Source organism: Martelella sp. FOR1707 (genome assembly GCF_053484265.1).
In genome coordinates, this window is the sequence record NZ_JBAKFP010000001.1 from 498,998 (window position 1) to 519,928 (window position 20,931).

21 protein-coding genes and 4 pseudogenes are annotated in these 20,931 nt (G+C 58.9%); 12 read left to right on the forward strand and 13 right to left on the reverse strand.

Features of this window, described 5'->3' with window-relative positions; genetic code table 11:
• The first annotated feature begins 137 nt into the window (after positions 1–137).
• On the forward strand, positions 138–1,124 hold the full coding sequence (locus V6765_RS02190; RefSeq protein WP_448426074.1) for a GlxA family transcriptional regulator: 987 nt from the start codon (positions 138–140) through the stop codon (positions 1,122–1,124).
• 39 nt (positions 1,125–1,163) lie between these two features.
• Here the strand turns inward: V6765_RS02190 and V6765_RS02195 are convergent, their stop codons facing one another.
• The gene (locus V6765_RS02195) at positions 1,164–2,090 is read right to left on the reverse strand and encodes an SDR family NAD(P)-dependent oxidoreductase (protein ID WP_448426075.1); all 927 of its coding nucleotides are present in this window, start codon (positions 2,088–2,090) and stop codon (positions 1,164–1,166) included.
• Between the two features lie 67 nt (positions 2,091–2,157).
• Here V6765_RS02195 and V6765_RS02200 point away from each other — a divergent pair, with 67 nt between their 5' ends.
• Complete coding sequence (locus V6765_RS02200) at positions 2,158–3,102, forward strand: LysR family transcriptional regulator (protein ID WP_448426076.1); 945 nt, start codon at positions 2,158–2,160, stop codon at positions 3,100–3,102.
• 15 nt (positions 3,103–3,117) lie between these two features.
• Here V6765_RS02200 and V6765_RS02205 read toward each other — a convergent pair whose 3' ends face one another.
• Entirely contained in the window at positions 3,118–3,714 is a 597-nt protein-coding gene (locus tag V6765_RS02205) for a MerR family transcriptional regulator (protein WP_448426078.1), read from the reverse strand.
• Positions 3,696–4,454 carry an SDR family NAD(P)-dependent oxidoreductase gene (locus V6765_RS02210; RefSeq protein ID WP_448426080.1) on the reverse strand — a complete coding sequence of 253 codons (759 nt, stop codon included), beginning with the start codon at positions 4,452–4,454 and terminating at the stop codon, positions 3,696–3,698. Before V6765_RS02210 ends, V6765_RS02205 begins: the two co-directional genes overlap by 19 nt.
• A gap of 247 nt (positions 4,455–4,701) precedes the next feature.
• Between V6765_RS02210 and V6765_RS02215 the strand changes: the two genes are divergently transcribed.
• Complete coding sequence (locus V6765_RS02215; protein ID WP_448426082.1) at positions 4,702–5,202, forward strand: ferritin-like domain-containing protein; 501 nt, start codon at positions 4,702–4,704, stop codon at positions 5,200–5,202.
• 539 nt (positions 5,203–5,741) lie between these two features.
• Here V6765_RS02215 and V6765_RS02220 read toward each other — a convergent pair.
• On the reverse strand, positions 5,742–6,956 hold the full coding sequence (locus tag V6765_RS02220; RefSeq protein ID WP_448426083.1) for an MFS transporter: 1,215 nt from the start codon (positions 6,954–6,956) through the stop codon (positions 5,742–5,744).
• A gap of 88 nt (positions 6,957–7,044) precedes the next feature.
• On the opposite strand from V6765_RS02220, the gene V6765_RS02225 reads away from it, so the two are divergent.
• Entirely contained in the window at positions 7,045–7,794 is a 750-nt protein-coding gene (locus V6765_RS02225; RefSeq protein ID WP_448426085.1) for an AraC family transcriptional regulator, read from the forward strand.
• 138 nt (positions 7,795–7,932) lie between these two features.
• Here V6765_RS02225 and V6765_RS02230 read toward each other — a convergent pair whose 3' ends face one another.
• The 3 genes from V6765_RS02230 to V6765_RS02240 form a co-directional block, all read right to left on the reverse strand.
• The gene (locus tag V6765_RS02230; protein WP_448426088.1) at positions 7,933–8,238 is read right to left on the reverse strand and encodes a DUF1344 domain-containing protein; all 306 of its coding nucleotides are present in this window, start codon (positions 8,236–8,238) and stop codon (positions 7,933–7,935) included.
• Between the two features lie 258 nt (positions 8,239–8,496).
• Positions 8,497–8,913 carry a DUF6220 domain-containing protein gene (locus V6765_RS02235; RefSeq protein WP_448426090.1) on the reverse strand — a complete coding sequence of 139 codons (417 nt, stop codon included), beginning with the start codon at positions 8,911–8,913 and terminating at the stop codon, positions 8,497–8,499.
• A 3-nt stretch (positions 8,914–8,916) separates the two neighbouring features.
• Positions 8,917–9,483 carry an NAD(P)H-dependent oxidoreductase gene (locus V6765_RS02240; protein WP_448426092.1) on the reverse strand — a complete coding sequence of 189 codons (567 nt, stop codon included), beginning with the start codon at positions 9,481–9,483 and terminating at the stop codon, positions 8,917–8,919.
• An 88-nt stretch (positions 9,484–9,571) separates the two neighbouring features.
• Here V6765_RS02240 and V6765_RS02245 point away from each other — a divergent pair, with 88 nt between their 5' ends.
• The 4 genes from V6765_RS02245 to V6765_RS02260 all read left to right on the forward strand — a co-directional run bounded on the left by V6765_RS02245 (position 9,572) and on the right by V6765_RS02260 (position 14,288).
• Positions 9,572–10,462 carry a LysR family transcriptional regulator gene (locus V6765_RS02245; RefSeq protein ID WP_448426094.1) on the forward strand — a complete coding sequence of 297 codons (891 nt, stop codon included), beginning with the start codon at positions 9,572–9,574 and terminating at the stop codon, positions 10,460–10,462.
• A gap of 98 nt (positions 10,463–10,560) precedes the next feature.
• Positions 10,561–11,733: an HlyD family secretion protein gene (locus V6765_RS02250; protein ID WP_448426096.1), complete on the forward strand. Its 1,173-nt coding sequence runs from the start codon at positions 10,561–10,563 to the stop codon at positions 11,731–11,733.
• The gene (locus tag V6765_RS02255) at positions 11,720–13,258 is read left to right on the forward strand and encodes an MFS transporter (protein WP_448426098.1); all 1,539 of its coding nucleotides are present in this window, start codon (positions 11,720–11,722) and stop codon (positions 13,256–13,258) included. Before V6765_RS02250 ends, V6765_RS02255 begins: the two co-directional genes overlap by 14 nt.
• Positions 13,259–13,382: 124 nt before the next feature.
• Positions 13,383–14,288, forward strand: a complete 906-nt coding sequence (locus V6765_RS02260; protein WP_448426100.1) for a helix-turn-helix domain-containing protein — start codon at positions 13,383–13,385, stop codon at positions 14,286–14,288.
• A gap of 50 nt (positions 14,289–14,338) precedes the next feature.
• On the opposite strand, the gene V6765_RS02265 is transcribed toward V6765_RS02260, so the two are convergent.
• Complete coding sequence (locus V6765_RS02265) at positions 14,339–14,401, reverse strand: hypothetical protein (RefSeq protein WP_448426618.1); 63 nt, start codon at positions 14,399–14,401, stop codon at positions 14,339–14,341.
• 154 nt (positions 14,402–14,555) lie between these two features.
• Complete coding sequence (locus V6765_RS02270; protein ID WP_448426102.1) at positions 14,556–14,819, reverse strand: hypothetical protein; 264 nt, start codon at positions 14,817–14,819, stop codon at positions 14,556–14,558.
• A 61-nt stretch (positions 14,820–14,880) separates the two neighbouring features.
• Between V6765_RS02270 and V6765_RS02275 the strand changes: the two genes are divergently transcribed.
• Positions 14,881–15,285, forward strand: coding sequence for a hypothetical protein (locus V6765_RS02275; RefSeq protein WP_448426104.1), 405 nt, complete (start codon positions 14,881–14,883; stop codon positions 15,283–15,285).
• Positions 15,286–15,355: 70 nt separating this feature from the next.
• On the opposite strand, the pseudogene V6765_RS02280 reads toward V6765_RS02275, so the two are convergent.
• Positions 15,356–15,589 (reverse strand): annotated as a pseudogene (locus V6765_RS02280) (integrase core domain-containing protein); the annotation flags it as partial.
• A gap of 27 nt (positions 15,590–15,616) precedes the next feature.
• Here V6765_RS02280 and V6765_RS02285 point away from each other — a divergent pair.
• A pseudogene (locus tag V6765_RS02285) lies at positions 15,617–16,629 on the forward strand (IS110 family transposase).
• A gap of 262 nt (positions 16,630–16,891) precedes the next feature.
• Here V6765_RS02285 and V6765_RS02290 read toward each other — a convergent pair.
• Together V6765_RS02290 and V6765_RS02295 are read right to left on the reverse strand one after the other, a co-directional pair.
• Positions 16,892–17,470 (reverse strand): annotated as a pseudogene (locus V6765_RS02290) (DDE-type integrase/transposase/recombinase); the annotation flags it as partial.
• Positions 17,471–17,620: pseudogene (locus tag V6765_RS02295) on the reverse strand (DUF4158 domain-containing protein); the annotation flags it as partial.
• Between the two features lie 189 nt (positions 17,621–17,809).
• Here V6765_RS02295 and V6765_RS02300 point away from each other — a divergent pair.
• On the forward strand, positions 17,810–18,643 hold the full coding sequence (locus V6765_RS02300) for an IS5 family transposase (RefSeq protein ID WP_448426106.1): 834 nt from the start codon (positions 17,810–17,812) through the stop codon (positions 18,641–18,643).
• A 117-nt stretch (positions 18,644–18,760) separates the two neighbouring features.
• Here V6765_RS02300 and V6765_RS02305 read toward each other — a convergent pair whose 3' ends face one another.
• Positions 18,761–19,807, reverse strand: coding sequence for a LysR family transcriptional regulator (locus V6765_RS02305; protein WP_448426108.1), 1,047 nt, complete (start codon positions 19,805–19,807; stop codon positions 18,761–18,763).
• Positions 19,808–19,851: 44 nt separating this feature from the next.
• Here V6765_RS02305 and V6765_RS02310 point away from each other — a divergent pair, with 44 nt between their 5' ends.
• On the forward strand, positions 19,852–20,898 hold the full coding sequence (locus tag V6765_RS02310) for a glutamate cyclase domain-containing protein (protein ID WP_448426110.1): 1,047 nt from the start codon (positions 19,852–19,854) through the stop codon (positions 20,896–20,898).
• Positions 20,899–20,931 lie beyond the last annotated feature (33 nt).

Consider the following 20,931-nt stretch of genomic DNA (forward strand, 5'->3'; position numbering starts at 1 on the left):
GCCGCCGTCTTCAGCATCGCGCGCCGGGTCATTTCGGTGTGCATCGCTTGTCCTCTTGATTTCGACATGGACAAGATAGGTCGTCGGGTGCATAAGCGGACGTGGCGAAACGGACACTTGTCGCGGCAAAACGGACAATGGCGCAGAAAGCGGAACAGGTCGCTGAAATCGGGCTGCTGATCTATCCCGGCTGCCAGCTTGCGGCGATCTACGGTCTGACCGATCTCTTCCGCGTGGCGGCCGAATGGACCGGCGAGAACGCGCGCTATATTCGCGTATCGCATTGGGAGGCGACGGCGGACGATGTCAGCTGCATCTTTGACAGCCATCCCGGATCGCCGCATCGCCTGAGCCATGCGATCGCGCCGCCGAGCATCGTCATGCCGGAGCGCATGGCGCCAGCCCCGGCGGCTGCCGCGTGGCTAAGAAACCAGCACGATCAAGGCACCGTGCTCTGCTCCGTCTGCGCCGGCGCCTTCGTGCTGGCCGAAACCGGGCTGATGGACGGGCGGCGCGCGACGACGCACTGGGCCTTTGCCGAACAGCTTGCGAAGCGCTTCCCCTCCGTACGGCTGGCCGAGGAACATATGGTGCTGGACGAGGGGGATATCGTGACGGCGGGCGGCATCCTCGCCTGGGCCGATTTGGGGCTGACGCTGGTTGAGCGGCTGCTCGGGCCGGCAACGATGCTCTCGACGGCCCGTTTCCTGCTCATCGATCCGCCGCGCAGCAGCCAGCGCCCCTTTGCCCAGTTCGTTCCCCGCTTCGATCATGGCGATGACGCCATCCGCAAGGCGCAGCATTTCATCCATGCCCATGCGCATGAGCCGATCAGCATGGCCGATCTGCACGAGGTTGCCGGCATGACCGAACGCACACTGCTACGCCGCTTCAAGGCTGCGACCCACCACCGCCCGAACGAATATCTGCAGCTGGTGCACATCGCCAAGGCGCGCGAACTGCTGGAGCGCACGCTGCTTCCGGTCGACCGGATTGCCTGGGATGTCGGCTATTCGGATCCGGCGGCGTTCAGGAAGACGTTCCAGAAACTGGTCGGCATCCGCCCGGCGGAGTACCGCGCGCGTTTCGGGACGGCTTCGGTTCCGCACGTTGAGGCAGGTTGACGACGTTTGCGGGCGGCATGCCGCCGCTCGATTCCTTGCCTATCGTGCTTCCGCGAGCATGGCTTCGGCCATGGCCCAGAGCCGGTCGGCATTCTGAGGATCGACCGCATAAGGGGCAACGGCGCCTGCTGTCTGGTCGCTGCGCTCAGTGACGACTTCTGCTTCGTTGCAATTGTCGAAATACCGGCCCGAGATGCCTTCAAGGAGTGGCGATGCGGCCAGAAGAACCGAGTTCGCTGCGCCTTGCTCCGGCGTCTTGCGAAAAGGTTCGGGGGTTTTGAGCCCGCCGGTGTGGCGCTGCAGATTGGTGGCGATCGCGCCGGGGTTCAGGGCATTCGACGCAATCCCGTCTTCCGCCCATTTCCGCGCTATGCCGACCGAAAGCAGGATACAGGCGGTCTTGGACTGACCGTAGGCGACGATCGGATGATAGGGCGTAAAGCGGAAGTCCATATCGTCCCACAGCACGGGGCTCCAGAGAGCGCCGCTTGAGGCGACGGACACGACACGGGCCTTGCCCACCGCCCTCAGCCATGGGTGCAGGCCGAGCGCCAGCGCGAAATGGCCAAGGTAGTTGGTCGCAAATTGCATCTCGCGACCTTCGCCGGTGCGCTGAAGCGCGGGAAGCGCCATGATCCCGGCGTTGTTGATCAACGCATCGACTGGTCTGTTCCATGCCGTCACGAAACGACGGACGGAAGACAGATCGGCCACGTCGAGAGGCTCGACCTTGATCGCCGCGTTGCCGGTCGCCTTTCGCAAATCTGCCGCGGCAGCTTCGGCCGCATCCGGCCGGCGCGCTGCGATGGTCACGGCAGCGCCGGCTGCCGCCAGGGTGCGCACCGTCTCAATGCCGATGCCGCTCGCGCCGCCGGTGACGATCATCGTCTTGCCTTCAAGATTGATGCCCTGAAGGACGTCCGCAGCCGTGGTGGAAAAATCGAAACCCGTCTTAAGCCTGCTCATGAGATTTTCCTTTCCTGTTTGCGTACAGGAGGTAGCAAGCCTTCGCTGTTTGATTTAGTCGGTGAACATGGAACGCAATGATGAGCTATTTCGGACAGTCGCCAATCTGCCGCCATCGGAACTGGCTGCATTCATGGCTGTGGCGGAACATGGCGGTTTTCGTTCGGCCGCGCGCGCCAGCGGCACCAGCGCATCGGCGCTGAGCCACGCGGTCGCCGGACTCGAGGCGCGTCTCAAGGCACAGCTGTTCATTCGCACGACGCGGCGCGTCGCGTTAACGGAGGCAGGCGAACGCTTCGCCGAAGCGCTGCGTCCCGCGCTCAGGCAGTTGAGCCGGGCGGTTGAGGCTCTGGATGGCTTGAGCGATCAGCCGCGCGGCACGATCCGCATCAATGCTTCTGCGCGGGCGGCGGAGCTCGTGCTGGAGCCGCTCATCCTGGAGTTCCTGCGGCGCTACCCCGACATGACGGTCGACGTCCGCTCGGACGACAATTTGCTGGATCTTGGCAGCGGCGCCTTTGATTGCGGACTAAGGCTGATCGAGATGGTGCCGGAGGATATGGTGGCAATTCCGGTCGGCGGCGAACAACAACACGTCGTCGTCGCAGCGCCTTCCTATCTGCACGATGTCTCCGCACCCTCGACGCCGGCTGACCTGAAGGCGCATGACTGCATCCAGTGGCGGTTGGCGGGAGCGGCGCGTTATCGCTGGGAGTTCGAACGCCATGGCGAGCGGCTCAACATCGAAACGCGAGGGCGACTCATTCTGGACGATGCCCGGCTGATTGAAATTGCGGCCCGCGCCGGCGCGGGTATCGGCTATGTCGCCAAAGCGGCGATTGAGGAGGATCTCGCGGATGGAATGCTGGTCCAACTGCTCCGCGAATGGACGCCGTCCTATCCGGGCCTGGCTCTTTACTACCCGAAAAACCGACACATGAGCGCCGGAATGCGTGCCTTGATCGTATTCGTTCGGGAATTGAACAGGCGGAATGGTGGGCCCGAACACTAAGCTCGGAAATGCCTGTCAGAGCGTTTCGCGGTGCTCACGAGACAACGCAGTCTTTGCGGCTTTCTCAGGTGCGACGGTGCCATCGACCCGCTCGCCGGCCTCAAGCGCCTCCTGAAAAGATGTAAGGCGTTCGAGAACGGCCGCGCGTTTTACGTCGAGCTCCGCTTTCAGCCGATCGATATGTTCAAGCTTGGTCAGAAGCTGGGTGACGCCGCCCGCGCACGGTCCCGCACCTTCGTCCGACAGGCAGGCCGCCATCGCCCGGACCTCACGCGCCGAAAAGCCAGTCGCGATGAAATCCCGGATCCGGCCGGCGCGCCGCAGATCGGCTTCACTGTAGTCGCGATAGCCATTTTCCAGCCGTCGGGCCGCAATCAGGCCCGAACGTTCGTAGTGGCGCAGCATACGCTCCGTAATGCCGAGCCGTTCGGCTGCTTCCTTGATCTGCATGTCGGGACCTTTCGGCAAGTCTTCGTTGACGATCATTTCAGATGACGCGATCATCTTTTCAAGGCCCGAAACACAGGAAGGCAGCAACCTCCGAGCAGGGATGCCGGGACCGTCCTGCCCGGAGTTAACGACCGATAGACGCTTCAGCCCCTCTGCGACCATCCGCCATCAATTGTGATGACCTGACCGGTCAGCCATTCGTTGGCGGAACTGCCGAGCCGCAATATCCACGGCACAAGATCGGTTGTCGCCCCGCGACGGCCGAGCGGGATTTCAGAGGCTTCGGCCGCTTCGATCGTGCTCGCCATCTCAGGGGAAAGCCCCATCATGCCGGTCAGCGCACCGGTTTTCACCGGTCCGGGCGCGATGGCATTCACGCGGATGCCATCGCCAGCGAGCTCGACGGCCCAGGCTCGCGTCAGATGTTCGAGCGCGGCCTTGGTGGCCGCATAATGCGCCAGGCCCGGTGCGGCATTCTGCGAGACGGCCGTCCCGATGTTGACGACCGCGCCTTTCGTTTCCCGAAGCGCCGGCAAAGCCTCCTTCAGGAGAAGCGATGGCCCGGTGATGTTCACCGCACAAATCTCAGCAATCGCTTCGCCGTCATAGGCGCCGATCGGAAGCGGCCTGCCGGCGCCGGCATTGTTGACGACCAGATCGAGCCGGCCCCAGCGGGTAAGCGCGGCCTCGAGAATGCGCCGGCTGCCCGTTGGGTCGGCGGCATCGGCGCGCACGGTCGCGACCGCTGCGCATTTCGCGGCCACACCGGCCAGTTTCGCCTCATTGCGACCGGTTATGACCACATTGGCACCCTGTGCCGCTAGAGCCAATGCCGTGGCTTCCCCGATGCCCGAACTCCCGCCCGTCACGATGGCAACCTTGCCCTCCCAGTCTTCATTCATCTTGACTTTCCTTTCCAATGAACGTGCGCGTTCCTGCGCTTCGCGACGTTCCTAGCGGGTTGACGCTAGTGTCAGGGTCAAGGGCAATCCTGAAGGCTGGTATGCAAGGGCAAGTAAACACTCGAACCACGGACGGGACACCAAAGGGCGGATTGAGCGGGCAAGAGGATACTGTCAGGGCATATCGATCGGAGGAACTTTCCATGGTGCTACCCGTTGGAGGCTAACCAGAACAGAGGGTTCCGACATGGCCACGAACTCGCTCAAAGACATCTACCTCGACCAGCTGCAGGACATCTGGAGCGCGAACACGCAGTGTCTGCCCGTCGTGACCGAACTCGGCCGCGCCGCAAAGGACGAGGATTTGTCCGAGGCGCTTATCGATGGCGGCAACGGCATTGCCGACGGTATCGCCCAGATAGAAAAGCTGTGCAATGATCACGGCATCAAGCCAAACGCGGAGCATTGCAAGGGTATGGAAGGCCTCGTGAAGGAAGCGCGCAAGCATGGCCTGTCCGATGAGATCACGGACGCTGACGTGCGCGACGCCGCCATCATCCCACAATACCAGCGTATGGTACATTACGCACTTGCGGGCTACGGCACGCTGGCCGCCTTCGCCAACCGCCTCGGTCTGGACGGTGACGCGGCGATTTTGAAGAATTGTCTCGACCAGACCTATGACGGCGACCGCCGCATGACAGAGATCGCCACGAAGGGCGGGGTCAACAAGGACGCCGCGTCCTGAATTTTGTTCGCAACTTGAAAGTGGGCCGAACGAAAGACCGTGCGGCCCCTTTCATGGTATGGATATTCGTAAAGTCGGCTACCGGGTGATGTCATCGACTTCTGGTTCGGGGTCATCTGCATGGCGGCGAGGTCTGGGCGGATGCTACCTATGGTTCTCCACGACGGCTTCTTTGAGGCTGTGCCGGTGAATGTTTCGTTCCCGGAACTCCAAAAGATCGAGAGGTCCGCCGTACGCGATGTAGGTTAATGCTCGCTTTCTCGACTCGTGTTTTGGAAACCTGCCTGTCAGGTTTGGCAGCCCCACTTCTTGCCAAAACGAGAAAGTCGATGCCGCTCAGCTGTTAAACGAGGGGGTTGTCGGTTCATATCCCATCAAGACCTTTGATGCTGACCCTGGCAGCAGGATTCGCCACGTCAATATCCGGGCGGCGATTCCAAAGCCTGGTTTGCGCTTCCTATTCGGTCATGAGACTTGTCTTGGCGAACGCGGAAAGGCCGACATTAATTGGGGAACGCTTGTTCCTGCGGTCAGGAAAACTACTGACGTGACCCAGCGTCGAGCTGGATATTGTGGAGGAAAACCGTCAGGACACCGGCCAGCGGTAACCAGGACGACCAGATAAAGATAGCGTGGACGCTGGTGGCATCCGCCAGCCAACCGAACACGGCTGATGCGAGGCCGCCGACGCCGAAAGCCGTGCCGTAGAACAGGCCGGAGATCATGCCTATACGTACCGGCACCAGACTTTGGGCGTGAACAATGATCGCGGGAAAGGCCGAGGCAATGACCGCAGCCGCCATGATTGCGGCGGCTATCGCCCCAACCTGCCCCAGATAGGGAAAGGCGAGAGCGAAGGGCGCTGCCCCCCAAAACGAAAAGGCTATGACGCGCGCCGTTCCGAGCCGATCGCTGAAGGCGCCACCTATAAAGCCTCCCCCCGCAACCGCCGCATGAAAGCCAAACAGGACGATAAGTCCCTTCGAAGCTGGAAAGCCGAGAGTCGCCTCCAGATAGAAAACCAGGAAGCTACTGAAGCAGGCGATATAAATGTATTTCGCGCAGACGAGAGCAAAGAGAAGCGCGAGTTGACCTGCCGGATGCGCGACGGATGATGTTTGCTGACCGGCAGGGACGCGGAAAGGTCGCGTCGCTGCATGAGTTAACTGATCCGGCTCGGCTGCGGTGATCCGCACGGCCAGAAATACGCCGATCAAGGCAACGAGCAGGAACCATGTGATCGAGCCCTGACCATAGGGGAGTACGATCGCCGCTGTCAGCAATGGTCCCGCCATGGTGCCGAGACTGCCACCGAGCTGGAAGAGTGATTGGCCCAGGCCAACTTTTTCGCGTGCCCATTTGCGCGCAAGCCGAGCCGCTTCGGGATGAAAGACCGCAGACCCGAGGCCGAGGAACAGGCTGGAAATCAGGAGATGGGTGTAACTCCCGGCCAACCCGAGCATGAGGATGCCAACGCCGCTCAGCGCCATTCCGAAAGCCAGGCTCCATCGCTGCGCACGACGATCCGTCAGTGCGCCGACAATCGGTTGAAGCACCGAAGCTGTGACCTGATAAGTCAGGCTGAGCATGCCGATCTGCAGAAAGTCGAGGGAAAGCTCCGTGCGCAATAGCGGATAGCTTGCGATCAGAAAGGCCTGCATCAGATCGTTCAGAAAGTGAGAGGTGGCGATACCGGAAAGCCGGAGCAGGCCTTCATCATGCTCCCGCACCGAAACCGTGGTTTGGCTGGACATTGGAAACTCCCGTTGGTTCCCAGTGTTCTTGCCTGCGCCCGTTCGGCAATGATATCTATCATGAGCCAAAAAACATCGCGAGTGAGCCATGACCTTAGACATTACTGGACCAGAGGACATTATCGCCCTCGGACGGCGATACGCCGATGGCAGCCATCTGGAAGAGCATCGTCATGAACGCTCGCAACTCCTCTACGGACTGACTGGAACCGCGATCGTGACGACGCAGTCTGGCCTGTGGATGATGCCGCCCGATGCTGCGCTCTGGATCCCGGCTGAGACATCACACGAAGTCACGATGGCTGGCGAAGTGAATATGCGCAGTCTCTACCTGAAGCCCGCGCTCTTGCCTCAGATGCCACGACATTGCGTTGTTCTTGAAGTGGGAACGCTTCTCAGGGCCTTACTTGATGCGCTTGCGGAGACGAACGGGACTGGGGACAACAGGCGAAGACTGATGTCTGAATTGGTATTGCTAGAAATCGCAAGCCAGCCGATCGTTCCGCTGACGCTTCCATTGCCGGCTGTGGGCGCGTTGAGGGACCACTGCCTGGCATTCAACGCTGCGCCGAATGTCCATGCAAAACTAGACGACTGGTGTGCAGCCCTGAATATGAGCAGGCGCAATTTCACCCGGATATTTCGTGCAGGCACCGGCCTGAGCTTCGTGGAATGGCGCAGCAGGGCCTGTGTGCTGGCAGCCATTTCCCGACTGTCCTCAGGTGATCAGGTCACCCGCATTGCATTCGACCTCGGCTATGACAGTTCCGCCTCATTCGCTGCAATGTTTCGCCGTGCAACAGGCAGTGTCCCATCCCGCTACAGGCAAAAGCAATAAGGAGCCGAATCTGCGTGGGCAGTCCCAATCACATGAACTGATCAGGATAGCGAAAGCCGAGGAACCATAGTTCGATGCAGAGAAAGCAATCGCTGTTCCGTGGCGGGGAGCAGTTTACTCCCCCGCCACGCAAGGTTTTCAGTATGGAGCGTGCTTGATTCCGGTCGCCTTGAGTAGCCAGATTGTTTCGTCGCTGCCGCGGCCATCAATGCTGGATGGGTTCTGAGTCTCCCAATCGACAGAAACCTGGTCGCCTGGCCTCAGGTTCGAAATGTCCACATGGGCAGGCAACTTGTAGGCATCGCCGTCGCGCAGGCGGATGATGTTATTCTGTGGATTTACGCTTTCAATCACTCCGGCACTCGTAAACGCACTGGCTGGGAGAAACGATCCAACAGTTGCCAGTGCAGACAGGGCGAGAGTTGGGAGGATGGTGTTCTTCATTTTCAGTATTCCTTACCTTCTTTATCAGACGGCCGAGTTTTTCATTGCGACTGCATCGGTGCTCCCGCAAACCGGCCAATAAATACCCGGGAGCCGCCAGTTCGATCATGGCGGCCCTCCTGTTGAATTCCCTTCATGTGAAGGATGCACCGCGCGGCAGGACTATCTTGCAGGTCCCTGCATGCATGGCCTTTTCGGGCTTCGTTGCAGAGATACGAGCGCGGAGATTGGGGCTGTCGTTCGATCGAGCGAAATGACCTACTTCGGCGCTGTGTGTTTGCTCCTGGTCAGACGGCGCTCAACCTTGACGAGGAGAACCAGACTGGCCATCAACAGCAGCGCTCCGTTGAAAGGATGGAATGCAAGAGGCAACGGCTCGGCCCCGGCCGCCAGTGCGAACTGGACGATATAGAGTATGAAAACCAGTCCAGCCCACCAGTTGAAACCACGCAGGCGCGGGACAGCAAACACACCGGCACACAAGATGACTATCGGTACAAACACGGTGCCTCCGATCGCCTTGTGTATCTGCCAATCCCATGCACCGATGAACAGCGCTGCGCCCGCGCTCAGAAACTGGCTGACAATGCCCAACGGAAGCAGTCGTGCAGAGAGCACGAACCAGAGCGGCGTGCCGAGATGAAGTTCGGTCAATGTATCATGCACCTTGGTCATCGCTCAGCTTCTCTTTGAACCGGAACTGGCGATCCAATTCGTAAGGGCGCCGGCATAGTGTTGACCTGCGGTTTCGATCTCGGCGGCGGAGAGCTTGTCGGCACGGTATATGACGAACGGGTCCGCCCAGATCAGTCCGCATCGGTTCGCTGTAGCACGCAGTGGTGTGAACATGTCGGCGATTGCGAACATGTTGCTTCCGCCGGGTCGGTACGCTTCAGCTGTGTTGCCGGCGGTTGCCGCCACCAGCAGAGGCGTACCCTCAAGGCGACGTCCTTCCGTCTCGTAGGCGATGTAGAACATGCGAGTGAGTACGGCATCCTGCCAGGCTTTCAGAAGAGGCGGCGTCGAGTACCATTGCACCGGGAATTGCAGTACGATCCGATCCGCTTCGAGTAGTCGAACCGCCTCACGTTCACCGTCACGGTGGATGTCGATCCCTTCGGGATAGATGTCCTGCATGTTGAGCAATTCGACCCCTGGCAGCGTTTGCGCCTGCCGGGCAAGCGCAGCGTTTGCTTTGGAGTGTTCAAGATCGGGATGGAACAGAAGTACAAGGGTTTTAGTCATCATCAACTCCAACTTTGTGTTGAAGAGAGGATGATCGAAGCTATAAAATTCTTCCAATCGATATATTGTCTATCGTATTATCTGTCTCATGAATTTAAGATCAATCGACCTAAACCTACTTGTGATCCTGGATGCGCTGCTGGATGAAGGCCATGTGGGCCGGGCCGCCGGCCGGGTGGGGCTTTCACAACCTGCCGCTTCGGCAGCCCTGCAGAGATGCCGCCAATTGTTCGGCGATGAACTGTTGGAGCGCGGACGCGGTACGATGCGCCGGACAGCAAGGGCGGACTCTCTCCGCGCGCCGCTCAAATCCCTGCTTGCGGGCATCGGAGAACTCGTTGATCCGTCAGAGCCTCTGCTTGCGGAGGTTCGGCAAACCCTGCGCATTTCCATGGCGGATTATCCGGCCCTTTTCGTGTTGCCGCCACTGCAGCGTGCCTTGCAGACCTCAGCTCCGGGCATTGATCTGGTAATCCTGCCTTGGCACGGAACGGACGCATCACGAGCCGCCCTTGCGGACGGCACTACAGACCTCGCTGTTTCCGTTCTCCCGGGCGAGGACAATGATATTCATCGCGATACTCTTCTGGATGAACACTATGTCGTGGCTCTCCGCCGGGAGCATCCGGCGGTGGATGGGCTCGATCTCGACAGGTGGCTTGAGTATCCGCACATTCTCGTGTCGGGCAAAGGTGAAGGCCGGAGCCAATTGGACATGGAACTTGCTCGAATTGGGCGGGCGCGAAGGGTCGGTCTGGTAGTTCCATCATTCGGAATGGTGCCTGAACTTCTGCGTGGCTCCGATATGATCGCCATGCTGCCTTCGCGTGTTGCCGCGCTTGCCGATGATCTCACCATTTTGCCAACACCGATCGCTGTGCCAGGCTTCACTTTGCACCTTGCGTGGCACCGACGGCGAGCAAGGGATACGGGTTTGCAGCATGTTGTGGACTTGGTAAAAGAGCTGCTCTCCAGCTAATTTGGCCGGGTTGAACGGTTTTCTGTCCTTCAGACCTGCGCAAAGAATCTGCAGCTGCCGAAATATCCTTCTCAACAGAAATCTGAGTTGAGAAGTCCATGTCGAGTCCTGCAGATGCGTCCACCGCATCACCTTCAGAATCCAATAAACATCCGTTAGCGCCGCGCCGGTGGCATCTTAAGCTTGCTCCATGGCTGGCGTGTGCAGTCGCAGTAGGAGCAGTCCTCTATACCGTTTCGAACTGGAACGAGTGGACGAGCCGTCGGGCAACGCAATCGACGCAAAACGCTTTTGTCAAATCCGAGCCTGCGGTACTGAGCGCGCGTGTCGGTGGTTACATCACAGGCCTCCCTGTCGCGGACTATCAGACCGTCAAGGCCGGAGAGATTATTGCTGAAATCGAAAGCGACGACTATGCGATCGGCGTGCGTGCAGCGAAGGCATCGCTGGCAGAAGCGCAAGCCTTGCTCGACAATCTCGGTAACGAAGAATCCGAGCAGCGGGCAACGATTGAGAAGGCCGGGGCGTCGCTTCGTGCTTCGGATGCCCGTCTTCGGCAATCCCAGCAGAACTTTGACCGCTTAAGCCAACTCGTGACGAAAGGCGCCGTGCCTCGAAAATCTTTCGATGATGCAAAGGCGGAACTGGCATCGGCAAAAGCTTCCCGCGAAGCCGCGGCGGCGGCCCTGACCTTCGCGCGGAGACAACTGGATACGCTGGCAGGTCAACGCGCCCGCCGCATTGCGGACCGCGACGCGGCTGCTGCCAAGCTTGACTCGGCAAAGCTCGAACTAAGCTACACGAAGATCGTGGCCCCCTTTGAGGGCACGCTCGGCCGACGCAGCGTTCAGATTGGCAGCCTTGTGACGTCGGGGACGCAGATCGTAACGATCGTGCCACTTGCCCGACCCTATGTGATCGCAAACTATAAGGAAACGCAGCTCAGGAATGTCCGGTCAGGACAGCCGGTCGAGGTCGCGATTGATGCCTTCCCTGGTCAATCCTTTCAAGGGCGTGTCGAACAGATTGCCCCGATGAGCGGCAACGAATCCTCACTTCTTCCGACGGACAACGCGACGGGCAACTTCACCAAGGTCGTCCAGCGTATCCCGGTGCGAGTTGAACTCCGGCCGGGACAAGCGGACCTCGGTCTTCTCAGGCCAGGAATGTCCGCTGAGGTGAGGATCGATACGCTTGGCGCGAAGGTGACCGCTTACAGCCGTGAAAAACTCCCCGTTTCAAAGGAGAGTTATGCCTATGCGGCTCAATGACGTCATGCGGCTCCCCAACCACTTGCGGGGCGCCCGAGCACCGAATCCTGCCTTAACGGTAGCAGTGGTCTTCCTGGGGGCCTTCTTCACGACACTGCAGGGGCGGCTTTTTTCCATGTCGCTTGCTGATCTCAGAGGCGCATTCGGCCTCGAAATCGTTGAAGGTGTCTGGCTGAGCACAACAATGAACGCTGCGCAGCTTCTGATTATGCCCGTCACTGTCTGGCTGTCTCTGATTTTCGGCCCAGCTCGCGTCATCATTGTGCCGAGCCTGACGATTGCGCTGACGGCTCTGGCGATACCCTTCGTCCGGAGCTATGACGTGCTGGTCTTTCTGCATGTCATCATGGGCTTGTGTCTGGGAACCTATCTCCCGCTGACGATTTCCCTGGCGCTGCGCAGCCTGAAGCCTCACTGGTGGCTGCCGGCAATGGCGATCTACAGTCTGCGCGCTTCGTTTGGAACCGAAGTCGGTGTCGGTCTATCCGGAGTTTACGTCGATATAATCGATTGGCGGTGGGTCTACTGGACCGCGACGCTCTTGGGGCCGCTCATCGCGTTCACGGCGTGGAAGGCGCTTCCCCTAACGCCGATAGACCGCGACAAATTGCGTCAGAGCGATTGGGGAGGCATGGCTATGTTCTGCTTGAGCCTGGCCATGCTCTTCGGAGGATGCTCTCTTGGCGAGACTCTGGGATGGTTCGACTCCGGCGTCGTAACGGCTTGCCTGTCTGTAGGCGCTCTGCTGCTGGTGATATCCCTTGTCACTATAGCATTGAAGAAAGATGCTTTCGTCGATTTTGGTGCCCTCGGAAGCCACAATGTCCGCACAGCACTCTTGATTGCTTGCCTTTACGGGGTTCTGATGTCGCCAACATCAGTTCTGATCCCGAATTTTCTCGCGTCTGTCGGTAAGCTAAAGCCGCTCCAGACCGGATCGGCTTCGGCAATCGTCTTCGGCACATACCTGGCGATGACACCGATCGCCGTGTGGCTCGCACGCCGCGTGGATGCACGTCTGCTACTGATCGCAGGTCTGGGCATCATTGTTTTCACGGCGGCCTACTGCGGTGCCAGCATCAACAACGAATGGCGCTCAACTCAATATACCCTTCCGCTCATTCTCTTCGGCACGGGAGAGTGCCTGACGCTGATGGGAATTATCCCGATCATCGTCGTCAACATGAATCCGGCCCATGCGGTGGCCATAGGATTCTTTGCTCCTCTTGCGCGCATCTTCGCGCCGGGCGTGGCAGTTAGTGTAATCGCTCTCGTGTTGCGGCTTTCGTCGGATGCCCACAGCGTTATGTTGAAGGCGGGGGTGCAGGCCGGGCAGCCGATCGTTGTTCAACGTGCCGCCAACGGCGTGTCAGATATTGCCTTACTCGTTGCTCGCGAGGCGGCTGTGCTTTCGTATGTGGACGGATTCTATTTGGTTTTTTGGGTAGGAATTGTCGCTCTGGCCTTAGCCGCCACACTGAAACAGGCGCCGGTAAATCCTCTGACACCCCCGAGAGCCACCTGATGGGAGTGGCCGTTTCTCTGCACATCATGGCCAGCCCACAGCAGTCAAGCCAGCGATAACGTGCTATTTTGGGCGAAACTGAGAAGTAAAGCGTTAGCCAGGCCATGACGTCGAGGTGTCATTCATGAGCATTCCGGTTCCTCCTCCTCACGACTATCCAGATACGATCGCGCGCCCGGTTGTCGCCCTCAAAGTCGAACTCGCCTTTGTTGGTGAAATGGAACCGCACAAGCACCGCAAGGACCAACTGCTCTACGTCATCGATGGGCTTATCACGGTCGAGGCCGAACACGGTGTCTGGACCGTTCCGCCGCAATGCGCCATATGGATTCCGGGGGGAGTCACGCATTTTGCCCGGGCGACCAGCCAGGTGTCGATCGGCAACCTGTATGTCGAGCCTGATAATAGCCGCAGCTTACGGGCCGATTGCGGCATCCTTTTCGTACAATCTTTATTGCGCGAGCTTATCCTCCGCTTTGTCAACGAACCACACAGCTATCCGGAGAGCGATATCCGGGAGTCCCGATTGGCGGCCGTTCTTATGGACGAGCTAGAGAGAGCGCCGGTGGAGCCATTGCGCCTGCCCATGCCTGCTGACCGGAGATTGAAACGGCTCGTCGACACCCTGATCGATGATCCCTCACTCCGGCTGAGCTTGGAGGAGTGGGGCGCGCGCGTGGGAGCGAGCAATCGCACTTTGACCAGGTTATTTCAGCGAGAGACAGGCATGTCATTCGGTCGCTGGCGGCAGCAACTGCATGTGGGCCTCGCGCTCCAAAGACTTGCTGATGGGGAATCCGTGACGAATATTGCAATCGACCTAGGATATGAGAGTCCGAGCGCGTTCATCGCGATGTTCCGGCGAATGCTTGGTACGACACCCGCCCGCTATATCTCTCAGGCGGCAACAGACACCGGCGGCGTCAGCAAAGACGACGTCATCCACATCTGCGGTGACCGATGCCCGCACAATAAAGGCCGGATCACGGGTAATGTGGTTCCGCTCTCTCGTACCCTCGGCACTCAGTGAAACTAAAGTCCAGAGCAGGCTTGTCAGTGTCTCGTGCATGCGAATGGTTATCACCGTGGAAGAATGAAGCAGGCGATCGCGGCATCCCCGAAAATGCTGCGCCATTCTGTCACCGAGCGGTTGGATGTGATCAGGATCGAGCCCTTTTTCGTAGCGCCGGGACACCGGATGGACGGCGGTGGACTCGGAGACCAGATGACCCAGTTGATCGACGATCAGTAGGGACGCGAGAGCCGACAGGAGAGGGTCGATAGGTGTCCTGCAAGTTTAGTAGGCAACGCCAGCGGCGGTGACCACGGCCACTGATCTGAAAAGATCGCCAAAAACACCCAATGCCGCGCCTTTGATGACGGCACGCTTGTTGTCGCCACGCATAAGAACTCTGAACACGATGTCATTGGTCAGCAGGCCAGTTTGACCGTTTAGCGCGATTTTGTGTCCTGATTCCGGGCGCAGAGGAGCTTCAGCAAGTCCCATGATGGCACTGAATGAGAAAGTTGCGTTACGATATGCGGCGGCTTTCAGTGACACCTGACGGAACGCCCGCTGCAAGTGTCGTGAGCTGCTCGCCAGCCTTTGTGGAGCAGATGAAATGCAAGTCGACAAATCCCGATATCCATTCGTTTTCCTTCGTGAGACTGCATTGCCTAGAACGGAAAATCCGGAACTCGAACTGGGGGCCATTCTCGCCAAGGGGAGTCCTTTTATTTTGATTTCGGATATTCCCCCACACGATGAAAGCAATGAATCCCCGGAAGTCAAAAAGGCTCGGGCGTTGTTCTTCAAACGCCACAAAGCACTCTTCCTTCGCAATTGCGCCGGAGCGATCGTGATTGAGGGTGCGAAGGCTACGCCGATGCCTCTCCGCATGGCTGCCCAAGCGTTCGGAAAGGCTTTCGGCGTACCGGTTCATTTTGCTCCGGATGAGAATGCAGCGGTGGAGCTTGGAGAAAAGCTGTTTATGGACACGACGTCGGCGGAGACCCCCGAAGAATAAAACTCAGACTATCAGTTCGAAATCTTGGTGCTTGAGCTTGGCATTGACCTGCTCCCCGTTTTGTCCGCGTCTATAAGTTAGCGCTGTCGACGTTGTGGTCCATTACGGACCGGGTTGCAAATTCGTTTGGGGTAAGCCCGTCGAGGCTCGTGTGCGGTCGATGTAGATTGTCGTCGATCCTCCAATCCGCAATGGGCTCGCGAGCGTGGCGGTAGCTGCGGAATAGATGCTCGTTCAGGCACTCGTCCCGCAGCCTGCCGTTGATGGGGAAGACGGCCCCGCTCCGAGAAGGGCCCGTATAGTGGTCCCAGATTGCAAAAGGAGCTTTCCGATGAAACCAACCACCGTTGGCCTTGATCTGGCCAAAAACGTTTTCATGTCCATGTCGCTGACGCATCCGGACATACGATCGATAGTAAGAGGCTGACACGCCGCGAGTTGCTGCCGTTCTTTGAGGCGTTATCGCCTTACCTGGTCGGCATCGAAGCTTGTGCAACTGCCCATAACTGGGCGCGCCAACTGCAGGAGATCGGACATGACGTTCGTCTCATTCCGCCCGGCTACATCAAACCTTATGTGCGGCGCGGGGCAAAGAATGACGCGTCTGATGCTGCTGCCATCTGTGAAGCCGTGACCCGCCCGAACATGCGTTTTGTCGCGATCAAATCACGCGAAGATCAAGCCTTTCTGATGCTTCATCGCGCCAGAGGGCTTTTGGTCCGGCAACGTACCATGGCGGCTTGTGCGTTCCGGGCGCATTTGGCCGAGTATGGCGTTATCGTCGCGCAGGGCAGACATCGGGTCGATGCCCTTGTCGCGAAGCTGGACGAGATAAGAGGGGATCTGCCGGAGCATGCGTGCTTCGCTTTGGACATGCTCATTGGTCAACTTGATGCACTGAACCACCAGATTGACAGCATTGATGCCCGGTTGGGAGAGATCCACAAGAGCAACACGATCTGCCGCTTACTGGCAACCATACCGGGGATAGGGCCAATCACAGCAACTGCTTTCGCTGCCACAACTCCGGACCCATCCGCCTTTCGATCAGGCCGCGAGTTTGCCGCCTGGCTTGGCCTGACGCCGCGACAGAACTCTTCGGGCGGCAAGAACAGGTTAGGTGGCATCACTAAGCAAGGTGATCGATATCTCCGGCACCTGCTTGTTCTGGGCGCGCGAACGGTGGTGCGGTATCCAAAGGCGCGTTCCCGCGTTGATGGCCCATGGATCGAAGCATTGCTCGAGCGGCGCAGACCTATGGTCGTTGCTGTCGCCGTTGCAAACAAATTGGCGCGAACCATCTGGGCAATGCTGACGACTGGAGAGGTGTTCAGGACCGCATAGCCGCAAGGACACATTCACCCAGACATAACGAGATGGCAAAAGTGCAATGACAGCGTGATGGCAAATCGGCAGAGCTGAGGATCGAGAAAGCCCGGAGAGCTTTAAGCGCGCCATAGCGCGTCCCGTTGATGAGGCCTCGATCCGCGGACACCATCAGGGCCAGCAGTCATGTAAGGGCTGCATGAACAGGCCGAATACATGAACGCACCCGCCGATGAATATCACGATTAAAGCACTTGCGCCCGCGGGGCCGTCTATACATGAAGCTTTCCACGAAGCCGTTCTGCATTGGCTTGCCGGGCGCGATGTAATGCAATTCGACGTCGCGATCCTGCTGCCATTTGAGCATGGCGTTCGAGGTCAGTTCCGTGCCGTTGTCGCTGACCACCATCAGTGGGTAGCCGCGACGCTCAGCGATGACATCCAGTTCACGGGCCACGCGCCCACCCGAGATCGCGTTGTCGACGACGGCCGCCAGGCATTCCCGGCTGAAGTCATCGATGACGCACAGGATGCGGAAGCGGCGTCCGTCGATCAGCGTGTCCGATACGAAGTCGAGGCTCCAGCGCTGATTGGGATCCTGCGGGATCGTCATCGGTGCTCGCGTGCCCAGGGCTCGCTTGCGGCCACCGCGTTTGCGCACAGTGAGCCGTTCCTCGCGGTAAAGGCGGTAGAGTTTCTTCCAGTTCACCTCGACACCTTTGCGTTTCAGCAGGATGTGCAGGCGCCGGTAACCGAAGCGCCGACGTTGTGACGCCAGCTCCTTCCGCCGCTTTCGCAGCTTTACATCGTCCGGTCGCGTCGATCGATAGCGATAGACCCGCGGGTCGATACCCACCAAACCAAGGCGATTGTGCGGACGTCGGCGGACCTCAATCTCAAGTCTATCCGAGGGCAAGAGAGTAAAGTGCCTGATCAGGCTGTCCTTTTCTGTGGGTATGTCGAAAAGCGAGCGCCGATCTCGCGGCTTCAGAAGCATGCATTTGGCCATATGAAACTCCCACCAAAGAGCCGTTGGCCTGTATTCCTGCATGCAATCCTTGTCGGAACACGTCCACAGCCAAATTGCTGATGACGTCAGACCAACAGCGAGCCATCTAAGAGGCTGCCTCGAAAAGAGATGGGTGATTTCAACAGGTTATGATTCCTTCGGACTTGCAAAGATTCGATGGAGAACACAATGGTCTGGACCGAAATCACCCGTCGGCAATATGCGCGGCGAACTGGACGCTACGCAAGCGATATGTCGGATCGGGAATGGGCTCTGGTTGAGCCTTTTCTACCAATGCCGCGCCGTCTTGGACGCCCGCGGACCACGGATTTGCGTGAGATCGTCAACGCTCTGCTTTACATCGCCACGACTGGCTGCCAATGGCGGATGCTGCCGAAGGACTTTCCCCCTTGTTCGACCGTCCAGCGATATTTTTACGAGTGGAGGGCACAGGGGATTTGGGGGCGCATCAACCATCATCTGGTGATGGAGGCGCGTGAACTGGAGGGCAAGGAGGCAAGCCCGACAGCGGGTGTGATCGACAGCCAAAGCGTGAAGACCACAGAAAGCTGCGGTATCCGGGGCTATGACGTGGGCAAGAAGATCAAGGGCCGCAAGCGCCACGTCATTGTCGACACGCTCGGCCTGATGGACGGCCTCATGGTGCACAGCGCTGATATCCAGGATCGTGACGGCGCTCCCGATCTCCTGAAATCCATCCGCCACAGATGGCCATGGTTACTGCATGTCTTTGCCGATGGTGGCTATGCGGGCGACAAGCTGAAGCGGCGGCTGAAAAAGATCGGGCGCTGGACGGTTGAAATCATCAAGCGCAGCGACAAGGTCAAAGGCTTCAAAGTTCTGCCACGCCGATGGGTGGTCGAGCGCACCTTCGCATGGCTCGGAAGATGCCGAAGATTGGCCAAGGACGTCGAAAAATCCATTGCATCAGCCGAGGCGTGGATCATGATCGCCCACATTCGCCTTATCACCAGGCGTCTGGCAAGGTATTGCTATTATTGAGGATTTTTCGAGTCAGACTTTAAGGTGTTCTCTATTCGTTCTAGCTTAACGCAGGATTTTGAAATGCTTTTGTTCCGACCCCTAAACATCGCCCCATCAAACTCTGGGATCAAACGCCTAATTGCGGAACAGATTTTCGACGTCTGAGATCTGATCTTTGACGACTTCAAAGAATACTTGTGAAAACAGCTCCGCTCCCTGTGTCTTGGCAATCGGCGGAAAGATAGCGGAGAAGCGAAACTCGATCTCCGGCGCGAACGGCTTCACAGCGATCTTTTCCAGGTCGATCGCCATGACGGAGAAGATATCGGCGACAGAAATGCCGAGCCCGGCGGAGACATAGCTTGGAACAGTGTTGGAATAGAGCGTCTGCACCGTCCTGCCGGATCGAATGCCCGCAGCCTCCATCGCGGCTTCGATCTGCATCCGAAGCAGGCTGCTCACGCCAAGCGAAATGAACGGCTGCCCGGCGAGGTCCTCGACGGTGACAATGTCCTTTGCCGCCAGTTCATGCTCTCTCGGCAGCAGGCAGATCGCTGATGAGACGGGCATCTCCAGATGGTCGATATCCGTGCGCTCCGGCGGCACGCGACACAGGCCCACCGAAAATTCGTCGCGCTGCAGGGCGTCCAGGATATGCACCGAATTATCGGAATGGATGAAGAAATCGGTTTCGGGTTGCCGGCCGCGAAACCGCCTTATGGCCTCGGGCAAGGCACCGGACGAAAGCGTCGACATCGCGGCAATCCGCAGCCGACCATCCTGCTGTTCGCGCATTTGCCGGGCGTTGTCGCGAATACGCTCCATGGCATCGAAGTATTTTTCGACTTCGCGAAACAGCGCGACGGCTTCGGCGGTCGGTCGAACGCTCGACCATTTGCGGGCGAACAGGATAAGACCGAGTTCCGCCTCCAGGTCGCGCACCAGGCGGGTCACAGCCGGCTGGCTGATATGCAGGATGCGGCCGGCCGCCGTCATGCTGCCGCTGATCATCACGGCGCGAAATGCCAGCATTTGGCGGTGATTGAGGGATCGCAACCTCGTCTCCTTGAACCGGAAATGGCCCCGATGCAGGCAAACATGAATGAACGTTTTCCGCAATGGCATAACATTTCCTGATGCCGTATTCCAAAATTCGATTCGCCACACCGCGCGGCGCTTCACTACGATCAGCGTAAAGTACTGCTGAACAATAAGAAGGAAGCACTGTGCCGGATATCATTGGTGAATATGTCGACCGCCTGGTGACTGTTGAAATGCGCAACCGCGGCATGAACCACAATATCATCGCCCCTATCTACAACGAGGCGCGGCGCGAAGGCGGCGGTCGTCCGATCACCGCGCGCGCTGCCGAGGCACTTGTTGAACATGTCGGCGAAGGCGATGTCGTGCTGATCGTGACCGGCGCGGGTTACATGCCCGAAGTGCCCCATGGCGAAAGCGACGGCCCGCCCGGCGCCGTTTCGCTTGCCCGCGCGCTTTACTGGGGGCTGAAGGCCGTGCCGGTCTATGTTTCGGAAGTCTGCCATGCCCCGCCGATCAAGGCCTCGTCCGAGGCGGCGGGCCTGATGATCCGCGACTATGATCTGGCCAAGGATCGTCGAATGGGCGCGGCACAGGTGACGGCGCCGGAAGATCAGGCCGAGATCGACGGCTGGGCGAGCGAGCTTCTTGCAAAGATGCAGCCCAAGGCAATCATCGCGATCGAGCGACTGGGTCCGAACGAAAGCGGCATCGTGCATTATTCGACGGGCGTGGCGCCCAAGAACTGCGTCAACATCGCGCCGCTTTTCGATCAGGCAGCCGCACAGAATGTGCTGAGTATCGGCATCGGCGACAATGGCAACGAAATCGGTTTTGGACGCATCCATTCCTTCATGCAGGACTTTCATCCTTATGGCCGCGAAACCCAGACCGACAAGCCGGGCGGCGCGATCACGGTGACGGCGACGGATATCTTCCTGCCCGCCTCGATCTCGAACTGGGGCGCCTACGGCGTCGCGGCGATGCTGGGTTTCCTGCTGAAGGACAAGGAACTGGTTCAAGACCCCAAGACCGAAGAACGCGTGATCCGCGCCTGCCTCGATGCCGGCGGCTGGGAAATGCGCTACTGCACCTCGCGTTTCATCGTCGACGGCGCGGAAGGCGAAAGCTCGATGGCCATCGTTCAACTATTGCGCGACATGGTGAGACTCAACATTGCTCCTCCCGACCGTGGGCTGTCCCACGGCAAGATGAAAGAAGCGGCGCGATAAGCCGCCAGATCCGGCCTTGCTTCAGCAAGGCCG

Excerpts from the sequence above, each read along its gene's own strand:
- V6765_RS02190 (WP_448426074.1), top strand. The coding sequence starts at position 138 with ATGGCGCAGAAAGCGGAACAGGTCGCTGAAATCGGGCTGCTGATCTAT.
- V6765_RS02195 (WP_448426075.1), bottom strand. The coding sequence starts at position 2,090 with ATGAGCAGGCTTAAGACGGGTTTCGATTTTTCCACCACGGCTGCGGAC.
- V6765_RS02200 (WP_448426076.1), top strand. The coding sequence starts at position 2,158 with ATGGAACGCAATGATGAGCTATTTCGGACAGTCGCCAATCTGCCGCCA.
- V6765_RS02205 (WP_448426078.1), bottom strand. The coding sequence starts at position 3,714 with ATGGTCGCAGAGGGGCTGAAGCGTCTATCGGTCGTTAACTCCGGGCAG.
- V6765_RS02210 (WP_448426080.1), bottom strand. The coding sequence starts at position 4,454 with ATGAATGAAGACTGGGAGGGCAAGGTTGCCATCGTGACGGGCGGGAGT.
- V6765_RS02215 (WP_448426082.1), top strand. The coding sequence starts at position 4,702 with ATGGCCACGAACTCGCTCAAAGACATCTACCTCGACCAGCTGCAGGAC.
- V6765_RS02220 (WP_448426083.1), bottom strand. The coding sequence starts at position 6,956 with ATGTCCAGCCAAACCACGGTTTCGGTGCGGGAGCATGATGAAGGCCTG.
- V6765_RS02225 (WP_448426085.1), top strand. The coding sequence starts at position 7,045 with ATGACCTTAGACATTACTGGACCAGAGGACATTATCGCCCTCGGACGG.
- V6765_RS02230 (WP_448426088.1), bottom strand. The coding sequence starts at position 8,238 with ATGAAGAACACCATCCTCCCAACTCTCGCCCTGTCTGCACTGGCAACT.
- V6765_RS02235 (WP_448426090.1), bottom strand. The coding sequence starts at position 8,913 with ATGACCAAGGTGCATGATACATTGACCGAACTTCATCTCGGCACGCCG.
- V6765_RS02240 (WP_448426092.1), bottom strand. The coding sequence starts at position 9,483 with ATGACTAAAACCCTTGTACTTCTGTTCCATCCCGATCTTGAACACTCC.
- V6765_RS02245 (WP_448426094.1), top strand. The coding sequence starts at position 9,572 with ATGAATTTAAGATCAATCGACCTAAACCTACTTGTGATCCTGGATGCG.
- V6765_RS02250 (WP_448426096.1), top strand. The coding sequence starts at position 10,561 with ATGTCGAGTCCTGCAGATGCGTCCACCGCATCACCTTCAGAATCCAAT.
- V6765_RS02255 (WP_448426098.1), top strand. The coding sequence starts at position 11,720 with ATGCGGCTCAATGACGTCATGCGGCTCCCCAACCACTTGCGGGGCGCC.
- V6765_RS02260 (WP_448426100.1), top strand. The coding sequence starts at position 13,383 with ATGAGCATTCCGGTTCCTCCTCCTCACGACTATCCAGATACGATCGCG.
- V6765_RS02275 (WP_448426104.1), top strand. The coding sequence starts at position 14,881 with ATGCAAGTCGACAAATCCCGATATCCATTCGTTTTCCTTCGTGAGACT.
- V6765_RS02300 (WP_448426106.1), top strand. The coding sequence starts at position 17,810 with ATGGTCTGGACCGAAATCACCCGTCGGCAATATGCGCGGCGAACTGGA.